This window comes from Rhodanobacter sp. FW104-R8 (assembly GCF_001617365.1).
Taxonomy (GTDB): domain Bacteria; phylum Pseudomonadota; class Gammaproteobacteria; order Xanthomonadales; family Rhodanobacteraceae; genus Rhodanobacter.
The window spans coordinates 32,235-54,222 of record NZ_LVJR01000122.1; the positions used below are offsets into that span (position 1 = coordinate 32,235).

16 protein-coding genes, 1 tRNA gene and 1 pseudogene are annotated in these 21,988 nt (G+C 66.6%); 10 read left to right on the forward strand and 8 right to left on the reverse strand.

Going from position 1 to position 21,988, the window contains the following annotated elements; translation table 11 throughout:
• Positions 1–132: 132 nt before the first annotated feature.
• The gene (gene lolA, locus RHOFW104R8_RS16195; RefSeq protein WP_068096431.1) at positions 133–798 is read left to right on the forward strand and encodes an outer membrane lipoprotein chaperone LolA; all 666 of its coding nucleotides are present in this window, start codon (positions 133–135) and stop codon (positions 796–798) included.
• 121 nt (positions 799–919) lie between these two features.
• Here the strand turns inward: lolA and RHOFW104R8_RS16200 are convergent, their stop codons facing one another.
• Genes RHOFW104R8_RS16200 through hyfB form a run of 6 tightly spaced genes read right to left on the reverse strand, consistent with a single transcriptional unit; the run spans position 920 to position 8,082 of the window.
• Entirely contained in the window at positions 920–1,432 is a 513-nt protein-coding gene (locus RHOFW104R8_RS16200) for an NADH-quinone oxidoreductase subunit B family protein (protein ID WP_068096429.1), read from the reverse strand.
• Positions 1,433–1,438: 6 nt separating this feature from the next.
• On the reverse strand, positions 1,439–2,983 hold the full coding sequence (locus RHOFW104R8_RS16205) for an NADH-quinone oxidoreductase subunit C (protein ID WP_235604208.1): 1,545 nt from the start codon (positions 2,981–2,983) through the stop codon (positions 1,439–1,441).
• A 5-nt stretch (positions 2,984–2,988) separates the two neighbouring features.
• Complete coding sequence (locus RHOFW104R8_RS16210; protein WP_068096427.1) at positions 2,989–4,440, reverse strand: hydrogenase 4 subunit F; 1,452 nt, start codon at positions 4,438–4,440, stop codon at positions 2,989–2,991.
• A 1-nt stretch (position 4,441) separates the two neighbouring features.
• Complete coding sequence (locus RHOFW104R8_RS16215) at positions 4,442–5,110, reverse strand: formate hydrogenlyase (protein WP_007508097.1); 669 nt, start codon at positions 5,108–5,110, stop codon at positions 4,442–4,444.
• Positions 5,111–6,064 carry a respiratory chain complex I subunit 1 family protein gene (locus RHOFW104R8_RS16220; RefSeq protein ID WP_068096426.1) on the reverse strand — a complete coding sequence of 318 codons (954 nt, stop codon included), beginning with the start codon at positions 6,062–6,064 and terminating at the stop codon, positions 5,111–5,113. It lies immediately after the preceding gene.
• Positions 6,061–8,082, reverse strand: coding sequence for a hydrogenase 4 subunit B (gene hyfB / locus RHOFW104R8_RS16225; RefSeq protein WP_068096425.1), 2,022 nt, complete (start codon positions 8,080–8,082; stop codon positions 6,061–6,063). The genes RHOFW104R8_RS16220 and hyfB overlap by 4 nt, the downstream gene beginning before the upstream one ends.
• Before the next feature lie 121 nt (positions 8,083–8,203).
• Between hyfB and RHOFW104R8_RS17125 the strand changes: the two genes are divergently transcribed.
• From RHOFW104R8_RS17125 to RHOFW104R8_RS16250, 6 genes are all read left to right on the forward strand, one after another.
• Positions 8,204–8,431, forward strand: a complete 228-nt coding sequence (locus tag RHOFW104R8_RS17125) for a CopG family transcriptional regulator (protein ID WP_082823673.1) — start codon at positions 8,204–8,206, stop codon at positions 8,429–8,431.
• 117 nt (positions 8,432–8,548) lie between these two features.
• A complete protein-coding gene (locus tag RHOFW104R8_RS16230; RefSeq protein WP_068096424.1) occupies positions 8,549–9,883 on the forward strand; it encodes a replication-associated recombination protein A in 1,335 nt (444 codons plus the stop codon).
• 129 nt (positions 9,884–10,012) lie between these two features.
• Entirely contained in the window at positions 10,013–10,591 is a 579-nt protein-coding gene (locus RHOFW104R8_RS16235) for a hypothetical protein (RefSeq protein WP_068096422.1), read from the forward strand.
• A gap of 306 nt (positions 10,592–10,897) precedes the next feature.
• A complete protein-coding gene (gene serS, locus RHOFW104R8_RS17925) occupies positions 10,898–12,385 on the forward strand; it encodes a serine--tRNA ligase (RefSeq protein WP_068096473.1) in 1,488 nt (495 codons plus the stop codon).
• Positions 12,382–12,765 carry an LrgA gene (locus RHOFW104R8_RS16245; protein ID WP_068096420.1) on the forward strand — a complete coding sequence of 128 codons (384 nt, stop codon included), beginning with the start codon at positions 12,382–12,384 and terminating at the stop codon, positions 12,763–12,765. Before serS ends, RHOFW104R8_RS16245 begins: the two co-directional genes overlap by 4 nt.
• Positions 12,766–12,882: 117 nt before the next feature.
• Positions 12,883–12,972: transfer RNA gene (locus RHOFW104R8_RS16250), tRNA-Ser, on the forward strand.
• A gap of 175 nt (positions 12,973–13,147) precedes the next feature.
• Here the strand turns inward: RHOFW104R8_RS16250 and RHOFW104R8_RS16255 are convergent.
• Positions 13,148–13,327, reverse strand: a complete 180-nt coding sequence (locus RHOFW104R8_RS16255) for a hypothetical protein (protein WP_068096419.1) — start codon at positions 13,325–13,327, stop codon at positions 13,148–13,150.
• A gap of 58 nt (positions 13,328–13,385) precedes the next feature.
• Here RHOFW104R8_RS16255 and RHOFW104R8_RS16260 point away from each other — a divergent pair.
• Positions 13,386–14,507: pseudogene (locus tag RHOFW104R8_RS16260) on the forward strand (IS3 family transposase); the annotation flags it as partial.
• Between the two features lie 893 nt (positions 14,508–15,400).
• Positions 15,401–18,064: a TonB-dependent siderophore receptor gene (locus RHOFW104R8_RS16270; RefSeq protein WP_068096414.1), complete on the forward strand. Its 2,664-nt coding sequence runs from the start codon at positions 15,401–15,403 to the stop codon at positions 18,062–18,064.
• A gap of 95 nt (positions 18,065–18,159) precedes the next feature.
• Here the strand turns inward: RHOFW104R8_RS16270 and RHOFW104R8_RS16275 are convergent, their stop codons facing one another.
• Positions 18,160–19,446 (reverse strand): NRAMP family divalent metal transporter, encoded by a 1,287-nt coding sequence (locus RHOFW104R8_RS16275; protein WP_068096413.1) that lies wholly within the window; start codon positions 19,444–19,446, stop codon positions 18,160–18,162.
• Between the two features lie 154 nt (positions 19,447–19,600).
• Here RHOFW104R8_RS16275 and RHOFW104R8_RS16280 point away from each other — a divergent pair.
• Positions 19,601–21,988: phosphoketolase (locus RHOFW104R8_RS16280; protein WP_068096411.1), on the forward strand; the 2,388-nt coding region annotated here is incomplete at its 3' end.

Consider the following 21,988-nt stretch of genomic DNA (forward strand, 5'->3'; position numbering starts at 1 on the left):
TAGGGCGGGCACTGCCCGCCGGCCGTCGCTCACCATGGCGACGGAGCAAAGCGACGGGCAGTGCCGGCCCTACGGTTCGGTTAAGCCGGAGCTGTCCACAATTCATTACACCGTCATGTTTCGGGAAATCCGATGAAACGTTTCATGCTTGTCCTGCCCGCCGTCATGCTGGCGCTGTCGCTGGGCGCCGTGGCGCAGGCCGCCCCAGGCCCGGCGCGTGCGCGGCTGGATGCGTTCGCCACCGGCCTGCACTCGCTGACCGGCCATTTCAGCCAGACCCTGACCGACATCAACGGGCACACCAGCAAGAACAGCTCCGGCACGCTGGCGCTGCAGGCACCGCGCCAGTTCCGCTGGGACACGCTGGCGCCGTACAAGCAGACCATCGTGGCCGACGGCAGCCGGGTGTGGATGTACGACCCGGAGCTGGAGCAGGTTACCGTGCGCATCCAGAGCAGCGAGGAGGCGCACAGCCCGCTCACCGTGCTGACCGACCTCAAGCAGATGGACAAGGACTTCAAGGTGGTCGAGCAGGGCGAGCACGACGGCCTGGCCTGGCTGCGGCTCAGCTCCACCGGCAAGGATCCGCAGTTCGACCATGCCGACCTCGGCTTCGACGCCAACGGCCTGGCCCGCATGACCTTCCGCGACCAGCTCGGCTCCACCACCGAGATCCGCTTCTCCGGCTGGCAGCGCAACGCGCCGATCCCGCCGGCCACCTTCAACTTCGTGCCGCCGAAGGGCGCCGACGTGATCGGCGACGCGCCGGTGATCGACGTGCAGCCACTGAAGGACTGATGCGCCAGCCGCATGATCTGTGCGGACGAGCGGAGCCAGCTGGCCGTTTCCGGTGCGCGAGCAGGGTATCTTCGCGCTCACCGATTACGCATGAGGCCGCTGACCGGGTAGCGCGGAGAAGTCATGCCGGCCGCTTGCTGGTTATCTGCAGCAGGCCGCGCATGATCGCCAGTGGCTCGGGCGGGCAGCCGGTAACCACGGCATCCACCGGGATGACGGCACTGACCGGCCCCCGGGTCGCATAGTTGGCGCCGAACAGGCCGCCGCAGGCCGCGCAGTCCCCCACGGCGAGCACCCACTTGGGATCGGGCGTCGCTTCGTAGGTTTGCCTGAGTGCGTCTTCCATATTGACCGAGACCGGTCCGGTGACCAGCAGCAGATCGGCATGGCGTGGACTGGCTACAAACCGGATGCCGGCGCCTTGCAGGTTGTAGTACGCGTTGCTCAGCGCGTGGATTTCGAGCTCGCAACCATTGCAGGAGCCGGCGTCGACATGGCGAATGCACAAGGCGCGCCCGAACACGGCGTGCAGCTCGCGCTGGATCGCGGTTGACGCCGTCTCGTCAGTACCCGGCACCGGATACGGTTCGCTCAGGCGGCCGGTTCGACGAATGCGTGACAGGATATCGAACATGCGCGCTTACCCGTCGTGTCCGCTGTAGGAAAGGTTGAAGGATTTGTTGATCAGCGGGAAGTCCGCCACGATGTTGCCCAGAATGGCGACTTCGAGCAGCGGCCAGTTCTGCCACGAGGGATCATGCGCGCGGCAGCGCCGGATGCCACCGGCGGGGCCGGTTTCCAGCGCCAGCATGACCGGACCGCGCCAGCCTTCGATCAGGCCGATGCCGAGCTGGCCGGCGGGCGCCACCGGCACGTCGCAGACCCGCTCACCGGCTGGCAGCGCCTGCAGCCATTGCCGGCACAGTCGCAGTGATTCCAGCGTCTCCTCGAAGCGTACCTGCACGCGCGCCGCCACATCGCCTTCGGTGCTCGTGGCCAACGTCGGCGACGAGTGATCGTACGGCGACCATGGCAGGTCCACGCGCAGGTCGCGGGCGACGCCGGAGGCACGCCCGGCCAGGCCGATCGCACCCAATGCGGCAGCCTGGGCGGGGGTCAATCGGCCGGCACCGAGGAAACGATCCTGCAGGCCCGCGTGTCGAGCGTAGATTCCACGCAGGTCGCCTACCGCGTGTTCCAGTGCCGCGATCTCGTCGAGCATGCCCGGCAGCGCGCGTGCCGGCAGGTCGCGGGCGACGCCGCCGGGTACCACAAAGTCAAACAGGTAGCGCTGGCCAAACAGCTCCGCGTTGTGCCGCAAAAGCTGCTCTTTCAGGCTGGAGAACTGGGTCTGGCCGAAGGCAAAGCCGGCATCGTTGGCCAGTCCGCCGAGATCGCCCAGATGATTGGCGATGCGCTCGCGTTCGAGCGCCAGTGCACGCAGGACGAGGGCGCGCGGCGAAGGTCTGCTGGCGGTGATCGATTCCAGCGCGGCGCAATACGCCCAGCTGAAAGCCACCGTCGAATCGCCGCAGATATGGGCGGCCAGACGGTGGGCGTCGCGCTGGGCCTGCGCCTCGAAGCGTTTGGCGATGCCCTTGTGCGTGTAACCGAGGCGAACCTCCAGGCGCAGCACCTTTTCGCCGACCACGGCCAGCTGGAAACGCCCCGGCTCGATGGTGCCGGCATGCACCGGACCGGCGGTCATCTCGTGCACGCCGTCGCCGCTGACCGGGATGAAGGGATACGGGCTGCTGGTCACTGGCCAGGTCTGGGTCGCCGCGACGTCGCGGCGCAGCGGGAACACATCCTCCGGCCAGCCGCCGTGGCGCAGCCACGGCCGCGTATCGCCAGCGTCGGCGCGGATGCCGAGCAGGTCGTAGGTTGCGCGCTGCAGCCGCCCGGCCACCGGAAAGCGTGTGGCCAGCGAGGGGTAGATTGCCTGGCTGGCGGGCATCGCGTGCTCCACCACGACCACCCGATCGCGCAGCAGGTAGGCCGCGTGCACGCGCAGGCACCGGTCGCGGTCACGATCATCGCTGCCCCACAGCGACAGCAGGTCCGCACCGGCTTCGCGCATCGCGTCCGCGGCCGCGCACCAGCGAGTGGCATCGACCTGTACGCGGCAGGCCGCCACGTTGGAGGGCAAGGCCGCACATTCGGTGTCGAGAAAGTCAGGCCACATGGGATTCATCCGATCAGGCTCGCGGCGAGCCGATACCATTGGGCCAGGGCGGGCGGTATGTACAGGCCGAGCATCAGCACGATCGACAGGTGCACAAACACCGGCACCAGTGCAGGCGGGTGCGGCAGGCGCTGTGCATCCGTTTCGCCGAACACCATCGGCTGCACCTTGAAGAAGATCGCGGCGAATGCCACGGCCAGCGCGACGAGCAGGAACGGTGTCGCCCACGGGTGGTCGCGCATGGCCGTGATCAAGACCATGTATTCACTGGTGAATACGCCGAACGGCGGCGTGCCGAGGATCGCCAGCGAGCCCAGCATCAATCCCCAGCCGACGGTGGGACTCACCGCCAGCAGGCCGCGGATGCCATCAATGCGCTGGGTGCCCGCGATCTGCGAGGCATGGCCGGCGGCGAAGAAGATCGCCGACTTGGTCAACGAGTGCACCGTCATGTGCAGCAGTGCGGCGAAATTTGCCAGCGGCCCGCCCATGCCGAACGCAAACGTGATGATGCCCATGTGCTCGATCGAGGAGTAGCCAAACAGGCGCTTGATGTCGCGTTGACGCCACAGCAGGAACGCCGCCAGCACCGTCGAGAGCAAACCGAACACCATCAGCATGCGTCCGGGCAGCGCCGAGTGCATCGCGCCGGCCGCAAGGATCTTGCAACGGACCACAGCGTACATCGCCACGTTGAGCAGCAGCCCCGACAACACCGCCGAGACCGGCGTGGGACCTTCCGCATGGGCGTCGGGCAGCCAGTTGTGCAGGGGGGCGAGACCGACCTTGGTGCCGTAGCCGACCAGCAGAAAGACGAACGCGAGCCCGATCACCGTCGGATCGAGCTGCCCTTTCACCGCGTTGAGGTGGGTCCACAACAGCGCTTTCATGCCCTCGCCACCGAGCAGCCGCTCTGCCGCGAAGTACAACAGGATCGTGCCAAACAGCGCCAGCGCGATACCGACGCCGCACAGGATGAAATATTTCCAGGCCGCCTCGATGCTGGCGCGAGTGCGGTACAACGACACCAGCAGCACGGTCGACAGCGTCGCCGCCTCCATCGCGACCCACAGCAGCCCCATGTTGTTGGTCGACAGTGCCACCAGCATGGCGGCCATGAACAGCTGGTACATGCTGTGATAGAGCCGCAGGCGGTGCGTGTTGAGTCGACCGTGATCCTGTTCGATACGCATGTAGGGGCGCGAAAACACCGCCGTGGTGAAGCCGATCAGCGCGGTCAGCGCGATCAGGAACACGTTGAACGGATCGACGAAGAACTGCTCGTGGGCCACGGTCATCGAGCCGTGGCCGATGATCCTGAGTACCAGCGCCGCGGCGGCGATCAACGTCGCCAGGCTGATCACGACGTTGAGTTCGGCGGCGGAGCGCCGCGCACCGAGCACGGCCAGCACGATCGCACCGAACAATGGAGTACCCAGCACCCACGCAAGCTCCACGTCAGTCCTCCTTGAGTGCTTCGAGCTGATGCAGGTCGAGGCTGTCGAACTGCTCGCGAATCTGGAAGAAGAAGATGCCGAAAATGAACACGCCGACCAGCAGATCGAGCGCAATCCCCAGCTCGATCACCATCGGCATGCCGTAGGTCGTGCTGGTGGCGGCGAAGAACAAGCCGTTCTCCATCGCCAGGAAACCGATCACCTGGGTCACCGCCTTGTGTCGGGCAATCATCATCAGGAAGGCCAGCAGGATCACCGCCATCGCAATGCCAAGCGTCTGTCGGGTGACCGTGGTGGCCAGCGAACTGATCGGCTGGGCCAGCCCGAACGCGAAGATCACCAGACCCAGCCCAACCAGCATCAGGGTGGGAATGTTCACCAGCGGATCGCTGTCGCCCTCGATGCCCAGGCGACGCATCAGCCGCAGCAGGATCCACGGCATCAGCCAGACCTTTTCGATCAGGGTCAGCGCGGCGGAGTAATACAGATGCTGCAAGTGCGCTGTGACAGCGACCAGCAGCGTGGAGGCGGTCAGCACCACACCCTGCCAGGCCAGCAGCACGATCAGCCGCCGTGTCCGCCGCTGTGCGAGCATGGCGAACGAGATCATCAGCAGGCCGGCGGCGAGCACATGCAGCAACTGGGTGGCGAGGTTGAGTGGAGGCATCATTCAGGATTGCAGCAGTAGATGAACGAGCAGGCCCAGCACGGCGAGCAGGAACGCCATGCTCAGGAACTCCGGCGCCCGGAAGATGCGCAGCTTGGCCGAGACCGTTTCAATCACCGCCAACACCGCGCCGGCGACGGCCAGCTTGGCCAGCAACCACACGATGGCAAGCAACAAACCCAATGGGCCGGCCGTGTGCGGCGCGATGCCCCAAGGCACGAACAGCGTGAAACCGATGCACGCATAGTTGAACAGCTTCAACCAGGACGCCCATTCGATGAGGGCCAGATGGCGCGCGGAATATTCCAGCACCATGGACTCATGGATCATGGTCACTTCAAGGTGCGTGCCGGGGTTGTCGATCGGAATGCGGGCGTTCTCGGCCAGCAACACCATCACGAAAGCGACGCCGGCGAAGGCCAGACTCGGATGCAACGTCAACCCATCGGCGTCCAGCGTGCCTTTCACGATGGTCGGCAGCGCCGTGCTGCCAAACATCAGGAACGCGTTGAACAACACCATCAGCAACGCCGGCTCAGCGAGAAATCCGATCATCATTTCGCGTCGCGCGCCCATGCTGCCGAAGACCGTGCCGATATCCATCGCCGCCAGGGCGATGAACACGCGTGCCGTCGCGAACAGGCCGACCAATGCGATGGCATCGGCCACCCTGGCGAGGGGCAGGTCGGTGGTTACCGAGGGAATGATCGCCGCCGCCGTGACCATGGCGCCGAACACGGCGTAGGGCGCGGTGCGGAACAAGGGTGAGGCCTGCGTGGCCAGCGCCGCATCCTTGCGGAACAGCTTGCGCAAGGTGCGGTAGGGGAGCAGCAGGGGAGGGGCCGACCGATTCTGCAGCCAGGCCCGGCATTGTGCTACCCAGCCGGCCAACAGCGGCGCCAGTGCCACGGCCAGTACCACACCGCCGAGCTGGCTGACGAGTGCGAGTGCGTTCACAGGACGAACACCAGCAATACGATCAAAGTCAGGAAGCTGTACAGCAGATAGATGGCCAGACGGCCACGCTGCAGCACGGACAGCGCATCGGCCAGCCAGCCGACGATGCGGGCCAGCGGAAGATAGAGCCCATGCCAGAAGCGGTCATCGATCTGGATGCGGTAACGCGGGAGCTGATCATCCGGCGAAGGCACTTCGCGCTCGATGCGAAAAAACGGCCCGAACATGTGCCGGATCGGCTGACCGAATCCTTCGGCGGTGTCCTGCATGCGCGGGGTCAGCTCGGGGTAACCGCAATTCCATGGTGACACCCGGCGCACACGACCGTGGTACATCCGCCGTACCAGCACGAACATCACCGCGATCACGCCGGCCATGCCCAACAGCAGCCACAGGCCACTGTAAGAAGCCTGCGCCTGCGCCACCGGAGCGATCCACCATGGCGCCGGACCGCGCTGGATCACGGTGCCGAGCAGGGTCTGGGTCACGCCAGCGATGGCATCCAGCGCGGCTTGCGGGAACACGCCAATGAGGATGCAGCCCAACGCCAACCAGGCCAGCCCCACCCGTTCGAGCCAGCCCGCATCGTGGGCCTGCATCAGTGAGGGTTCGCGTGGCTGGCCTAGAAATATGACACCGTAGAATTTGACCATCACGTAGCCGGCCAGCGCGGCGGTGAGTGCCACCACCGCTGCGCCCAGTGGCACGATCATGTTGATGAACGCATGCGGGATGGACGGCGTGGACAAGAATGCCTGCAGCAGCAGCCATTCGGAAACGAAACCATTGAGCGGTGGCAACCCGGCGAGGGACAGGGTGCCGACGAGGGCCAGCGTGGCGACCCATGGCATCCGCCGGATCAGCCCGCCGAGTTTGCCCAGGCTGCGCTCGTTGGTGGCGTGCAGAACCGAGCCGGTGGCGAGAAACAGCAGGCTCTTGAACAGTGCATGATTGAGTGCGTGCAGCAACGCCGCGGTGAGTGCCAACGCCGCCAGCGGGCGCATGTTGAACGCGTAGCACAGCAGCGCCAAGCCAAGCGCGGCGAAGATCAGGCCGATGTTCTCGATGGAGGAATAGGCCAGCAACCGCTTCATGTCGGTCTGTACGGCAGCGAACACCGCACCGAACAGCGCCGTGACCAGTCCCACTGCCAGCGTCAGCATGCCCCACCACCATGGGCCGGCGTGGAGCAGATCGAAACTGATCCGCAACATGCCGTAGACCGCCACCTTGAGCATCAAGCCACTCATCATCGCGGACACCGGTGATGGCGCGGCCGGGTGGGCTTCCGGCAGCCACACATGCAAGGGCACCAGGCCCGCCTTGGCACCGAAACCGAACAAGGCCAGCAGGAAGGCCGCCGCGGCCCAGGCCGGCGACAGGGTGGCCGCACGCATCGAATCAAACGTCATCAGCCAGCTGCCGCCATGCAGCACGCCGAAGCACAGCAGCAGCGCCAGTGCACCCACGTGCGCCATCAGCAGGTACAGGAAGCCGGCGCGCCGGATCTCCGGCAACCGGTGCTGGGTGGTGACCAGGAAGTACGAACTCAGTGCCATGGTTTCCCAGGCCACCATGAACAGGTACGCGTCGTCGGCCAGGATGACCATCGCCATGCTGGCCAAAAACACGTGGTACTGCAGGCAGAGCAGGCCCGGTGCCGTGCCTTCGCCTTGCCGGAAATAGCCGGCGGCGAAGATCGAGATGCCAGCGCCCACGCTGCCCAGCAGCAGCAGGAAGAAGCCCGACAGTGCATCAAGCCGTACGTGGAACGGCAGGTCCGGCAGCCCCAGCGGCAGCACGGCGCTCTGCATCGCGAAATCCGCGCTCAGCGCCAAAGCGCCCATGCCGGCGACGGCGAGCGCCACCAATGCGCCCAACGGAAACAGGAGGCGGGCGACCCAGGCGATCCGGTGGGGCCGGGCCAAGCCGAGCACCCCCACCAGCAGCCATGCGGCGACCAGTTCCAGCAGCACGGCCAGCGGCGTGGCAGTTGCCAGTGCATTCACCGCAGCCATGCTCCCGAGTCCGGCATGCCATGGGTGATCTGCTGGGAGGTGAACGTCGGTGTCTGCGCCGATTTCATGATAATTGTATTATCATTGGAGTTGTTTCCAGTGTAAGACTGATGAGACGCTTATGCCAACGGAAAATCGCACTGCCCGCCTCACCATCCTGATCGATCCCCGCAAGAAGGCCGTTTTCGAGCGGTTGTGCGCCGGGGAAGACGCCACCCCGTCGCAGGTCGTGCGCCGGCTGATCCGGGATTACATCGAGCAGCGCTCAGGACGCCCTTGGCACGCCGGGGAAGGCGCTGCCGAAACGGCCGCGCCGGCATCCGGGAGTTCGCGCGTCCGAGCCCGGTGAAGGCCTCCGGCCACTGCGGCGGGCCGTCGATGATGCGTCAGCGGCGAACGGCCTGAACGGAGGATCAGGCTCCATCGGCCGGAATCGGGTACGCAGGGCATGCCGTATCATTCCTGTATGCCCCGTCCCGTCTCACCATCCACCCCCGCTCTGTTCGCCGAACCCGATGCGCTCAAGCCGCTGGCCGAACGCATGCGCCCGCGCAGCCTGGACGAGATCGTCGGCCAGCAGCGGCTGGTCGGCCCGGACAAGGCGCTGCGCCGCGCGCTGGAGGCCGGCAAGATCCACTCGATGGTGTTGTGGGGTCCGCCCGGCTGCGGCAAGACCACGCTGGCGCTGCTGGTGGCGCGCTACGCCGATGCGGATTTCCGCGCGATCTCGGCGGTGCTGTCCGGCCTGCCGGACGTGCGCAAGGCGCTGGCCGAGGCCGAGGTGAACTTCGCCCAGGGCCGGCGCACCGTGCTATTCGTCGACGAGGTGCACCGCTTCAACAAGACCCAGCAGGATGCGTTCCTGCCGCACATCGAGCGCGGCGTGATCATCTTCATCGGCGCCACCACCGAGAACCCCTCGTTCGAGCTGAACTCCGCGCTGCTGTCGCGCTGCCGCGTGCACGTGCTGGAGCCGGTTTCCACCGCCGACATCGTCGCCGCGCTGAAGCGCGCGCTGGCCGATGGCGAGCGCGGCCTCGGCGAGCTGCAGCTGCAGGTGGGCGACGAGGCGCTGGACTCGATCGCCCAGGCCGCCGACGGTGACGTGCGGCGCGCGCTGACCCTGCTGGAAATCGCCGCCGAACTGGCCGCCGACGGGCGCATCGACGAGGCTACCCTGGCCCAGGTGCTGGCCGATCGTACCCGCCGCTTCGACAAGCAGGGCGAGCAGTTCTACGACCAGATCTCGGCGCTGCACAAGTCGGTGCGCTCGTCCGATCCCGATGCGGCGGTGTACTGGCTGTGCCGCATGCTCGACGGCGGCGTCGACCCGCTGTACCTGGCCCGGCGCATGACCCGCATGGCGGTGGAAGACGTCGGCCTGGCCGAGCCGCGTGCGTGGCGCATGGCGCTGGACGCGTGGGATACCTACGAGCGCCTGGGCAGCCCCGAGGGCGAACTGGGCCTGGCCCAGCTGGCGATCTGGCTGGCCATTGCGCCGAAGAGCAACGCCGCCTACCTGGCCTACAACAAGGCCCGCGACGCGGTGCGCGAGGGCGGCACGCTGGAGGTGCCGATGCACTTGCGCAACGCGCCGACGAAATTGATGAAGGGCCTCGGCTACGGCAAGGGCTACCAGTACGACCACGACGCCGAAGGCGGCATCGCGCTGGACCAGCAATGCCTGCCCGACGCGCTCGCCGGCAGCGTGTTCTACGAGCCGGTCGAACGCGGCCTCGAACTGCAGCTGCGCGAGAAGCTGCTGGCGCTGCGCGCCGCCCGTGCCAAGGCCCGCAAGTAGGGGCCCGCTCGCGGGCGATGCTTCTTGCACGACACCGCTGCGCCACGCCCTCCGGCGCTGCTGCGCGCACCCTTGCTGCCGCCTCGCGGTCCGGCATAGATTCGCCGCATCAACCGGGGAGAGTGAACCATGCGCGTACTCGTGGCGGGCCTGATCGGCGGCATCGTGGTGTTCCTGTGGGGCGTGGCGGCGCACACGGCGCTGGGGTTGGGCAATGTGGGCATCCAACTGCCGGCCAACGAAAACGCCGTCTTGAGCAGCCTGCATGAAGGGCTCGGCAACCAGCCCGGCATCTACATCCTGCCGTCGCTGGATCCCAAGAAGATGGGCGACGAGGCGGTGATCAAGGCGTACTCGGAAAAGGCGGCGACATCGCCGTATGCCTTCGTGGTCTACCTGCCGCAGGGCGAGGACATGATGCAGATGGGGCCGCAGATCGGCCGGCAGTGGGCGTCCGACACGCTCGCCGCGCTGGCGCTGGCCTTCGTGCTGGGGCTGGCCGGGCTGGGCTTCCGCCGGCGCATGGCACTGGCTGCCGCGGCGGCGGTATTCACCTGGCTGTGCGCGATGGTGCCGTACTGGAACTGGTACCGCTTCCCGCTCGATTTCACCCTGGCCGCGCTGGTCGAGCAACTCGTCGGCTGGCTGCTCGCCGGCGCCGCGATGGCCTGGTGGCTGGGCCGCAGCGAACGCAAGTTGGCCAGCTGACCGCGCTCCCTCCCCTGCAAGGCAGGGGAGGGTTGGGGTGGGGCCAGCTCTTGATCTTCTTGCCAGCCCGGAGCAACCCCCTCCCGGCCTCCCCCTGCGATGCAGGGGGAGGAGCGGAGCGCCAGCTGCGGGCAGGGGAGTTGGCTGGCTGAGGCTCTGCTCCCTCCCCAGCGACCGAAGGAAGTCCCCTCACGGGACGTGTAGCAGGGGACGAGTGAAGTCTCCACGCCAGTCACGTGCTGCATTGCGGCCACAGCCACCCGACAGCGATAATTCACGGTTCAAGCCTTCACCCGGACTTTGATCATGCTGGATCCCGCCCTGCTGCGCTCGCGCCTCGCCGAAACCGCCGCGCGCCTCGCCGAAACCCGTGGCTACACGCTGGACGTGGCCGCCGTGGAAGCGCTGGAGAGCAGCCGCAAGCAGCTGGCGATGGAGACGCAGGAACTGCAGAACCTGCGCAACACCCGCTCCAAGGCGATCGGCCAGGCCAAGACCAAGGGCGAGGACGTGGCGCCGCTGATGGCCGAGGTCGCCGGCATCGGCGACAAGCTCAAGGCGAACGAACAGGCATTGACGGAAGTGCAGGCGAAGCTCGCCGGGATCGCGCTGGGCATCCCCAATATCCCGCACGCGTCGGTGCCTATCGGCAAGGACGAACACGACAACGTCGAAGTCAGCCGCTGGGGCACGCCGCGCGATTTCGCGTTCGAGGTGAAAGACCATGTCGAACTGGGCGAACCCCACGGCTGGCTCGACGGCGACGCCGGCGCCAAGCTGTCCGGCGCGCGCTTCACCGTGCTGCGCGGCCAGCTCGCCCACCTGCATCGTGCGCTGGGCCAGTTCATGCTCGACCTGCACACCGCCGAGCACGGTTACCTCGAATGCAACGTGCCGGTGATCGTCAACGCCGACAGCATGCAGGGCACCGGCCAGCTGCCGAAGTTCAAGGAGGATCTATTTGCGCTTCCAAGGCATATGGTTACGGGTGTTTCTTACAGCGAGGAACAGCGACGGATAGTTAAAAGTATTTCTGATGCAAAGAGTGCAGATGACCGAAGCGCGGCGCTCTGCGGGATAAACGAATATTTGAAATCCTTCAACATGCCAGCGAAGGGCTCACTTGATGATGACTTATGGTCGAAATTAAGCGGCGAGATCGACTATGTGTTGATGGGCCTGCTTACACGTGAGATGTACTTAATTCCCACCGCCGAAGTCTCGCTGACCAACCTGGTGCGCGACACCATCCAGGACGCCGACGCGCTGCCGCTGCGCATGACCGCGCACACGCTGTGCTTCCGTGCCGAGGCCGGCAGCTACGGCCGCGATACCCGCGGCATGATCCGCCAGCACCAGTTCGAGAAGGTCGAGATGGTGCAGATCGCCCGTGCCGAGCAGTCGCATGCGCAGCTGGAGGAAATGGTCGGCCACGCCGAGAAGGTGCTGCAGAAACTCGGCCTGCCGTACCGTAAAATGCTGTTGTGCAGCGGCGACATGGGCTTCACCGCGGTCAAGACCTACGACCTCGAAGTGTGGCTGCCCAGCCAGCGGACCTATCGCGAAATCTCCAGCTGCTCCAACTGCGAAGACTTCCAGGCGCGCCGCCTGCAGGCCCGCGTGCGCAACGCCGACACCGGCAAGCCCGAACTCGTGCACACCTTGAACGGCTCCGGCCTCGCCATCGGGCGCACCCTGATCGCGGTGATGGAGAACTACCAGAACGCCGACGGTTCGATCACCGTGCCCGCCGCGCTGCGCCCGTACATGGCCGGCCTGGACCGCATCGCATGAACGAACCGATGCCCGCACGCGGCACCTGGGGCAGGGTGGAGTTCTACACCAGCTTCTTCCTGCTGATCGTGCTGGCCTCGGTGATCGGCACCCGGCTCGGCTTCGAGAGCGTATGGCAGTTGCCCACGCTCGACCTCGGCCTCTCTGTGGTCGCGCTGGCGCTGGTCCTCGCCAGCTTCTGGTTCGCCCGCCACAGCCGCCGCTGGCGCCTCGCCATCATCGCCTTCGCCAGCGCCACCCAACTCGTACCGATGGTCGTCCGACAACCGGTGCTGCTGTTCCCGCTGCTCGGCGCGCTGATTCCCGTGGCGATCCTGGGGGGGTGCCTGGTGGCGTTGTCGAAGAAGGGCGGCAACGGTTCCTCGCAGAAGGGTTCCTGATAGGATTGCAGCCCGCGCATTGCACGTCCCGCAACCGTTCGCCCTGAGCGTAGCGCAGCGAAGTCGAAGGGCAACCTTCCGATTTCGTCAGGCCGAACGATTGGCGAAATAAGTTATGGAGAGATGGCCGAGCGGTTTAAGGCAGCAGTCTTGAAAACTGCCGTAGTGGTAACACTACCGTGGGTTCGAATCCCACTCTCTCCGCCAGAAAAGCATTTAAGCCCCTGATTCTATGGGCTTTTTTTGTTTCTGGCGCTTGGTGTGTCACGCTTTGTTCCCACCTATTGTGGACAAAAAAACGCCACCGTTGCGGGTGGCGTTGTATGTAGCTCCACAACGCCAGCTCATCGACGGTGCTGCACAAGCGCATCGCTGCCCCCGCTTACAGCTGACTCTTCTTCTCAGCCTCTTTGGCTTGTTCCGCCGCGAGTTTGAACTCCCTACTTTCGTAACCAATCAGGTGACGAATCTTAAAGTTGTCCCCTCCCAGCACATGCGTGATCTTCGTCCGAGGCGTCTCCCACTCTGAGCGCATCTGCATGCGGCCCGTCGCCACAGCCATGCCCCACTCCGAGCGGTCATTCTTGTAAAGATCGTCTGCCCATTCTGGTCCCGATATAGGCGTTGCCCGGGGACGAATGACCGCCCTGGAAGATCGCCGGCAGATCGTGGAAAGCATCGGCGAGGCGCACCGGGCCGGTGCCCGGCTGGATCGCGCCTGTACCCTGGCGGGCATTGATGTGCGGACCTTGCAGCGCTGGCGGCGACAGGGCGGCGGTACGGTACGCGACGACCGCCGACCGCATGCCGAGCGACCGCGGCCCGCCCACGCGCTGAGCGAGGCTGAGCGGACTGAGCTGCTGCGCGTGGCCAACGAGCCGCGTTTCGCCGCACTGCCGCCAGCGCAGATCGTGCCGCGGCTGGCCGACGAAGGCGTGTATCTGGCCAGCGAATCGACCTTCCATCGCGTGCTGCGCGCGCAGGGGCAAAGCATGCATCGCGGCCGCGCCAAGGCACCCGCGCCTGCGCGCCGGCCCACCACCCACACCGCGCACGGCCCCGGCGAGGTCTGGTGCTGGGACGTGACCTGGCTGCCCTCGCGCGTGAACGGACGCTGGTTCTACCTGTACCTGATCCTTGATCTGTACAGCCGCAAGATCGTCGGTCACGAGGTGCACGAGGCCGAGAGCGCCGAACACGCCGCGCAGCTGGTCAAGCGCGCCGCGCTCGCCGAAGGCGTGCACGCGACCGCGACCAAGCCGGTCCTGCACGGCGACAACGGCGCGATCCTGAAGGCGACCACGGTACTGGCGATGCTGCACTGGCTCGGCATCGCGCCGTCGTACTCGCGCCCGCGCGTCAGCGACGACAACGCCTTCGTCGAATCGCTGTTCCGCACCGCCAAATACCGTCCCGGCTTTCCTGCCGAAGGCTTCGCCGATCTGGATGCCGCGCGCCAATGGATGGTTGGCTTCGTGCACTGGTACAACCACGAGCACCGCCACAGCGCGCTGCGCTTCGTCGCCCCGGCGCAGCGTCATGCCGGCGACGACCACGGTGTGCTGCAGGCACGCGCGGCGCTGTATCACATTGCCCGCCAGCGCCATCCGCATCGCTGGAGCGGTGCGACACGCAACTGGACGCCGATCGGCCCGGTCACGCTGAACCCCGAGCGCGACGCGCTCGCGGCAACCTGCGGCAGCTCCGATCGAGCGGCGCAAAGTAAGCGATTGGCGGCATGAGTCAGGCGACAACTACCTTGACGCGCGTCGGCCCCCAACGGGTACCAACGGTAAAGGTGTCACCATTTCGCCGTCCGTAGTCAATAGGCCCGCACTTGCTCTTCCCCGGTGATCCCGAGGAGTGAGTGCCCGTCTTGCCGCTGACCACCCGCCGTTGTGTTTCATGCGGCGCCAAGATCGCGCCAGTCACCGTTCTGGTTAGGGTCGGGTAAAGGTGACACCATTTCTGCGGCTGTGCTGCTCGACGGCGCCCAGAACACGGTCGCCGTGGTGGACGCGTATTGCAAGCAGGCCGCACCGGCGGATGGCCAACGCTGCCGGCTGGTTTCCAGGCCGGTTGCAGCCAATGCGTCCGGCCGGAGCCTGGCGTCGAGCGAGGTGGGAAGCCTGCGTCTGACGGAAGTGGATTCGCATTGACCGAACCGGGATGCGCCCTGCCTGACTGACGCTGCGCCGGAAATCAGCCGAGGGCAGTCTGTCCCCATGTGATAAACAAGAACAGGGGCCGACGGTGTGATGCCGTCGGCCCCTTGTGGCGTGTTGCCGACCAGGCGCGGTGGTCGGCCGTGGCGTCGTATCCGCGTCCCGCGAGCGTGCGGGCGAAGCACCCGCACGACGGGTCGCCGTGCGTCGAATCGCCGTGGCTGGTGGCGGAAGCCCGCGTCATCGGCCGGCCCGGAGGGCCATGATTCGTCGCAGGAACTTTCGTCAATGACCGGACCCGGCTCGGCGTTGACGGCGCGCCGACCGCCTTCCGGCGCGGCTGGCGGTGCGATGCAGGAAAACAGCGGCGTGACGCCACGTCCGCAACTTCTTGGTGACCCTTTTTTGACGGGTCAGGCAGGAGTAGGTTGCGGCGCTGGGCCAATGGGGTCAATTCGAAGGGGAGAGCGATGCCTAAGCAAGTGGGGGTCAACGTGGTGCTTGTGCGTGCGGTGCGTACGGCGCTTGCCGCGGCGGCGCTGGTGGCGTGGTCGGCGCAGGCGCAGGATCCGGGGGTGACGGACAGCGGACAGGCCACAGCCAGCCAGGCGACCAAGGCGCAGGGACAGAAGGATGCAGCGAAGAACAAAGCGATCACCAACCTGCAGCAGGTGGTGGTGACCGGCACGCACCGGGCCGGCCTGTCGCCGACCGCATCGATATCGCCGATCGACGCCTTCAGCGGCAGCCAGATCGCGAACCAGCCATCGGCAGACCTGACCGACACGTTGACCAATATCGTGCCGTCGCTGACCACCCAGCGCTTTCCCATCGCCGACGGCACGGCGTTCGTGCGGCCGGTATCGTTGCGCAACCTGTCGCCCGACCAGACCCTGGTGCTGGTCGACGGCGTGCGCTTCCATCGTTCGGCGCTGGTCAACCTGCAGATCGATCCGCTCGGCACCTTCAACCAGGGCGCGCAGGCGGTCGATTTCTCGGTGTTCCCGTCCAACGCGGTCGAGCGCGTCGAGGTGCTGCGCGACGGCGCCTCGGTGCTATACGGATCGGATGCGATCGCCGGTGTGGTCAACGTCATCCTGAAGAAGGCCCCCAAGGGCGTGACGGTCAGCGCGGAATGGGGCAAGTACGGCAAGGGCGACGGTGACCTGCGGCGCTACGACGCCGACGCCGGGTTCCCGCTCGGGGCTGACGGCTTCGTGCACGTGAGCGCCGAGCGCGAGACCACCGATCCCACTTCACGCGGCATTCCACAGCACAACGCGGCGCTCGTCGCGGCGGCGGTGGGTGCGAACCTGGTGCCGTACGACGGCCTCGGCCAGCGCTGGGGCGATCCGCAGACCAAGTCGAACAAGCTCTTCGTCAACGCGGGCCTGCCGCTGGCGGGCGACGTGCAGCTGTACGGCTACGGCAATTTCATGGACAAGAAGGTCCTGTCCAGCTTCTTCTACCGCAACCCGGTATTGCCGGCGCAGTACGGCATCGCTGGCCGTTCGACGCTGGTCAGCTACGCCAGCGGCACCCTGACGCCGGCGAACGCGCCGCAGTCGCTGGTGGACAGCATCGTTGCCGGCGGCGGCAGCCCGGCGAACTATCTTACGGCCGCCGCCACGAGTCCGAGCGGCTGGGTGCTGCTCAACCCGATCTACAAGCAGTTCCCCGGCGGCTACAGCCCGATGTTCGGCGCCGACATCGCCGACCATCAGCTGGTCGGCGGCGTGCGCGGCGGCGGGCAGAGCAACTTCCAGTGGGATGCGCACTATCGCACCGGCAGCAACGAGGTCGACTACCGGCTGCAGGGTTCGATCAACCCGAGCCTGGGCAGCCTTTCGCCCACCAGCTTCCGCCCCGGCAAGCTGACCCAGCGCGAGCAGGGCGCCGGTGCGGATTTCGTCCGCTCGTTCGACAACTCGCCGCTAACGCTGGCCTTCGGTGCGCAGTGGCGCCAGGAAACCTACATCATCCATCAGGGCGATGCCGGTTCGATCCAGGTGGGGCCGACCGCGTCGGTGTTCGGCGTGGGTTCGGACGCCTTCCAGGGCTTTCCGACCAGCGCGGCCGGGCGGTTCACGCAGAACAGCGAATCCGCCTACTTCGACGCCGAGACGAACCTCACCGACAAGTGGTCGGGCGCCGCGGCAGTGCGCTACGAGCATGCGAACGGCTACGGTTCCAAGGTGGTCTACAAGCTTTCCAGCCGCTACGCGATCACCGACACGTTCGCCTTGCGCGGCACCTACAACACCGGCTTCCGCACGCCGACCCCGGGCCAGGCCAACACGCTGAACGTCACCACCACGGCGAATGCCCAGGGCGGCCTGATCCCCAGCGGCACCTATCCGGTGAACAACCCGGTGGCGCGTGCGCTCGGCTCGGCACCGCTGAGGACCGAGACGTCCAAGAGCCTGTCCGTCGGTGCCGTGTGGACGCCGACCGACAACGTCACCACCACCCTGGACTACTACCGGATCAGGATCGACAACCGCATCGGCCTGGTCAGCAAGACCATTACCCAGGCCACCGTCGACCAGCTCACCGCCGGCGGCTACCCGAACGCGCCACTGCTGCTCGGCAGCGACGCCAGCTATTTCGGCAACGCGTATGGCTCCCATGTCCACGGCATCGACTTCGTGCTCGACACGCGGCACCAGCTGGGTGACGGCAAGCTCAACATCGACTTCCGCTACAACCGCAACACACAGAGCGTGGTCAAGGTGAAGCCGGACACGCTCAACAACGATTTCGTGTACGACCTCGAACACCAGGTGCCCAAGAGCCGGGCAGTGCTCAGTTTCGACTATGGGCTGAACCGGTTCGACGCCATCGCGCGGATCAACCGTTACGGCGGCTGGAGCACCACGGTCGGCCTGTTCGGCAGCAACAATCCGCCGACCGACGCGGATCATTACAGCGGCAAGACGCTGCTCGACCTGGAGGCGCGCTACAAAATCAACGACGTCTTCTCGGTGGCCGTCGGCGGCAACAACGTCTTCGACACCTACCCGGGCAAGGAGCGGAACCCAACGCTGCGGTTTCTTGGCGTCAAGTACGCGCTCACCTCGCCGTTCGGTTTCAACGGCGCCTTCTGGTACGCGCGCGTGACGGCCAGCTTCTGACCGATCGTCGCCCGCAAGGCCATGTCCCCGGGCGCGCCCGGGGACATGGCTGACGGTGCCACCATTTCACCCTCGGGGGCGGGAAACAGTCCAGCTCACTTCCCCCACGTCACGAACATGCCCGCCGCCGCCGCCGCCATCGCGGCGGTGGCCAGCCAGCCGAACAGTTTCAGCGGCCACGGCATGGTGAATTCGCCCATGACCTTGCGGTGCGAGCCCATCAGCATCATCGCGACCATCAGCGGCACGGCGGCCACGCCGTTGATCACCGCGCTCCAGTACAGCGCCTTGATCGGGTCGAGCGGGGTGAGGTTGAGCGCGATGCCGAGCAGGGCCGAGCCGATCAGCACGCCGTAGAAGAAGCGCGCCTCGTGCGGCTTGTGTTCGAGCCCGCTGCGCTGGCCGAACGCGCCGGCGGCGGCGTAGGCGGTGGCGCCGGCCAGCACCGGCACGGCGAGCAGGCCGGTGCCGATGATGCCGGCGGCAAACAGTGCGAACGCCAGCTCGCCGGCCAGCGGCCGCAGGGCCTCGGCGGCCTGGGCCGAGGACTGGATGTCGGTCTTGCCGTGTGCGTGCAGCACCACGGCGGTGGTGAGGATGATGAAGAACGCGATCAGGTTGGAGAAGACCATCCCCACCGTGGTGTCGATGCCGATCCGGCGCAGGGCGCTCGGCGCCTGCTGTGGCGCGTCCTGCAGCGGCTGCCGCCGCACTTTCGATTCGATTTCCTCGACCTCCTGCGACGCCTGCCAGCAGAACAGGTAGGGGCTGATGGTGGTGCCGAGCAGGGCCACCAGGCCCACGGCGTAGGGCGCGCTCCAACTGATCGGCGGCAGCACGATGCTTCTCAGCACGGCGTGCCAGGGCACGTCGACCACCAGCACGGTGGCCACGTAGGCGAACAGGCTCAGGGTGAGCACCTTCAGGATCGGCGCATAGCGGGTGAACGGAATGAACACCTGCAGCAGCAGCGACAGCACCGCAAAACCGGCGGCGTAGAGCAGGGCCGGCCCGCCGACCAGCAGCTTCAGCGCCGCGCCCATGGCGCCGATGTCCGCCGCCAGGTTGATCACGTTGGCGATGAAGATCAGCGCCAGCAGCGCATACACCAGCGTGCGCGGGTAGTGCTGGCGCATGCCGTCCATCAGGCCGTGGCCGGTGACCCGGCCGATGCCGGCGCTGATCGCTTGGATCGCGATCATCAGCGGCATGGTCACCAGCGCCGCCCATAGCATGCCGTAACCGAACGCCGCGCCTACCTGCGAATAGGTGGCGATGCCGCTGGGGTCGTCGTCGGCCGCGCCGGTGATCAGGCCGGCGCCGAGGCTGGCCCAGGGCGGAGTTTCCGGGCCGCCGTCTTCGGTGTTTTCGCGTACGGCCATGGGGTCGTTTCCGCTGCGTGATCAAACCGGGTGGGGCGCCGAGGATGATGGAACCGTGGAATGCGGCGTGTGACGAGGTGCCGCAGCAAAATTCACGGCCCGGGGTATACATAGTGCAACAAGCCGGATTTCCGCATGCGATGGGTGCCAGACCATGACCACCGACGCCTTGGCCCGCCAGCCGTTCGACCCCGCCGTGCTGCACGGCATCGACGCCTGGTGGCGCGCCGCGAACTACCTTTCGGTCGGGCAGATCTACCTGCGCGCCAATCCCCTGCTGAAGGAACCGCTGGCGCTCTCGCACATCAAGCACATGCTGCTGGGCCACTGGGGCACCACGCCCGGGCAGAACTTCATCTATGCACACCTGAACCGGGCGATCCGGCAATACGACCTGGACGTGATCTATCTTTCCGGCCCTGGCCACGGCGGCCCTGCGGTGGTGGCGAACGCGTACCTGGACGGCACCTACAGCGAGGTCTACCCCGACATCAGCCAGGACGAGGCGGGGCTGCAGCGGCTGTTCAAGCAGTTCTCGTTTCCCGGCGGCATCCCCAGCCACGCCTCACCGGAATGTCCCGGCTCGCTGCACGAGGGCGGCGAACTCGGCTACTCGCTGAGCCACGCGTTCGGCGCGGTGTTCGACAACCCCGGGCTGATCGCCGCCTGTGTCGTCGGCGATGGCGAGGCGGAAACCGGGCCGCTGGCCACGGCCTGGCATTCGAACAAGTTCCTCGATCCGGTGGGCGACGGCGCGGTGCTGCCGATCCTGCACCTGAACGGCTACAAGATCGCCAACCCCACGGTGCTGGCGCGGATCGGCCGCGACGAGCTGGAGCAGCTGCTGCGCGGCTATGGCTGGGTGCCGCATTTCGTGTCGGGCAGCGAACCTGCGGCGATGCACCAGGCGATGGCGGCGGCGATGGACGCGGTGGTGGCGCAGATCCGGCAGATCCAGCGCGACACGCGCGAACACGGCGTCACCGCGCGGCCGCGCTGGCCGATGATCGTGCTCGATTCGCCCAAGGGCTGGACCGGGCCGAAGCTGGTCGACGGCAAGCCGGTTGAGGGCACTTTCCGTGCGCACCAGGTGCCGCTGCCGGTCTCCGCCAGCAGTCCGCCGGAGCACCTGCAGCAGCTCGAGGCGTGGCTGCACAGCTACCGGCCGGAAGAGCTGTTCGACGCGCACGGCCGGCTGCGGCCCGAGCTGGCCGCGCTCGCCCCCGCCGGCGCGCGCCGGATGAGCGCGAACCCGCACGCCAACGGCGGCCTGCTGCTGCGCGACCTGCGCCTGCCGGATTTCCGCGACTACGCGGTCGCGGTGCCGCAGCCCGGGGTGGGCGGCATCGGCGACACGCACGTGCTGGGGCCGTTCCTGCGCGACGTGATCCGCCTCAACGAGCGGTCGCGCAACTTCCGCGTGTTCGGGCCGGACGAGACGGTGTCGAACGGTCTCGGCGCGGTATTCGAGGCCACCAGCCGCCAGTGGCAGGCCGCGCTGAAGCCGGACGACGAATTCCTCGCGGCGCAGGGCCGGGTGGTCGAGATGCTCAGCGAGCACCAGTGCGAAGGCTGGCTGGAGGGCTACCTGCTGACCGGACGGCACGGCCTGTTCAACTGCTACGAGGCGTTCATCCACATCATCGATTCGATGTTCAACCAGCACGCCAAGTGGCTGAAGATGACCGCGGCGATCCCGTGGCGACGCCCACTCGCCTCGCTGAACTACCTGCTGGCTTCGCACGTATGGCGGCAGGACCACAACGGCTTCACCCACCAGGATCCCGGCTTCATCGACCACGTGGTCAACAAGAAGGCGGAGATCGTGCGGGTGTACCTGCCGCCGGACGCGAACTGCCTGCTGTCGGTGATCGACCACTGCCTGCGCAGCCGGCACTACGTCAACGTGGTGGTGGCAGGCAAGCATCCGGCGCCGCAATGGCTGCCGATGGAGGCGGCGCAGCGGCACTGCAGCCTGGGCATCGGCATCTGGCCGTGGGCCAGCAACGACCAGCACGGCGGCCCCGACGTGGTGATGGCCTGCGCCGGCGACGTGCCCACGCTGGAGACGCTGGCGGCGGTGTCGATCCTGCGGCGCTACCTGCCGGAACTGAAAGTGCGCGTGGTCAACGTGGTCGACCTGATGAAGCTGCAGTCGCCCAGCGAGCACCCGCACGGCCTGGACGACGACGGTTTCGACCAGCTGTTCACCCGCGACAAGCCGGTGATCTTCGCATTCCACGGCTACCCCAGCCTGGTCCACCGGCTGACCTACCGGCGTGCCAACCACGACAACCTGCACGTGCACGGCTACAAGGAGGAGGGCACCATCACGACGCCGTTCGACATGACCGTGATGAACGCGCTGGACCGCTTCCACCTGGTGATCGACGTGATCAACCGTGCGCCGCAGACGGGTGAGCGGGGCGTCTATCTCAAGCAGAAGCTGCTGGACAAGCTGATCGAGCACAAGCAGTACATCGACGCGAATGGCGAGGATTTGCCGGAAATCCGCCACTGGACGTGGGGCGCGCAGGACGCC

Excerpts from the sequence above, each read along its gene's own strand:
- lolA (WP_068096431.1), top strand. The coding sequence starts at position 133 with ATGAAACGTTTCATGCTTGTCCTGCCCGCCGTCATGCTGGCGCTGTCG.
- RHOFW104R8_RS16200 (WP_068096429.1), bottom strand. The coding sequence starts at position 1,432 with ATGTTCGATATCCTGTCACGCATTCGTCGAACCGGCCGCCTGAGCGAA.
- RHOFW104R8_RS16205 (WP_235604208.1), bottom strand. The coding sequence starts at position 2,983 with ATGTGGCCTGACTTTCTCGACACCGAATGTGCGGCCTTGCCCTCCAAC.
- RHOFW104R8_RS16215 (WP_007508097.1), bottom strand. The coding sequence starts at position 5,110 with ATGATGCCTCCACTCAACCTCGCCACCCAGTTGCTGCATGTGCTCGCC.
- hyfB (WP_068096425.1), bottom strand. The coding sequence starts at position 8,082 with ATGGCTGCGGTGAATGCACTGGCAACTGCCACGCCGCTGGCCGTGCTG.
- RHOFW104R8_RS17125 (WP_082823673.1), top strand. The coding sequence starts at position 8,204 with ATGCCAACGGAAAATCGCACTGCCCGCCTCACCATCCTGATCGATCCC.
- RHOFW104R8_RS16230 (WP_068096424.1), top strand. The coding sequence starts at position 8,549 with ATGCCCCGTCCCGTCTCACCATCCACCCCCGCTCTGTTCGCCGAACCC.
- RHOFW104R8_RS16235 (WP_068096422.1), top strand. The coding sequence starts at position 10,013 with ATGCGCGTACTCGTGGCGGGCCTGATCGGCGGCATCGTGGTGTTCCTG.
- serS (WP_068096473.1), top strand. The coding sequence starts at position 10,898 with ATGCTGGATCCCGCCCTGCTGCGCTCGCGCCTCGCCGAAACCGCCGCG.
- RHOFW104R8_RS16245 (WP_068096420.1), top strand. The coding sequence starts at position 12,382 with ATGAACGAACCGATGCCCGCACGCGGCACCTGGGGCAGGGTGGAGTTC.
- RHOFW104R8_RS16255 (WP_068096419.1), bottom strand. The coding sequence starts at position 13,327 with ATGGCTGTGGCGACGGGCCGCATGCAGATGCGCTCAGAGTGGGAGACG.
- RHOFW104R8_RS16270 (WP_068096414.1), top strand. The coding sequence starts at position 15,401 with ATGCCTAAGCAAGTGGGGGTCAACGTGGTGCTTGTGCGTGCGGTGCGT.
- RHOFW104R8_RS16275 (WP_068096413.1), bottom strand. The coding sequence starts at position 19,446 with ATGGCCGTACGCGAAAACACCGAAGACGGCGGCCCGGAAACTCCGCCC.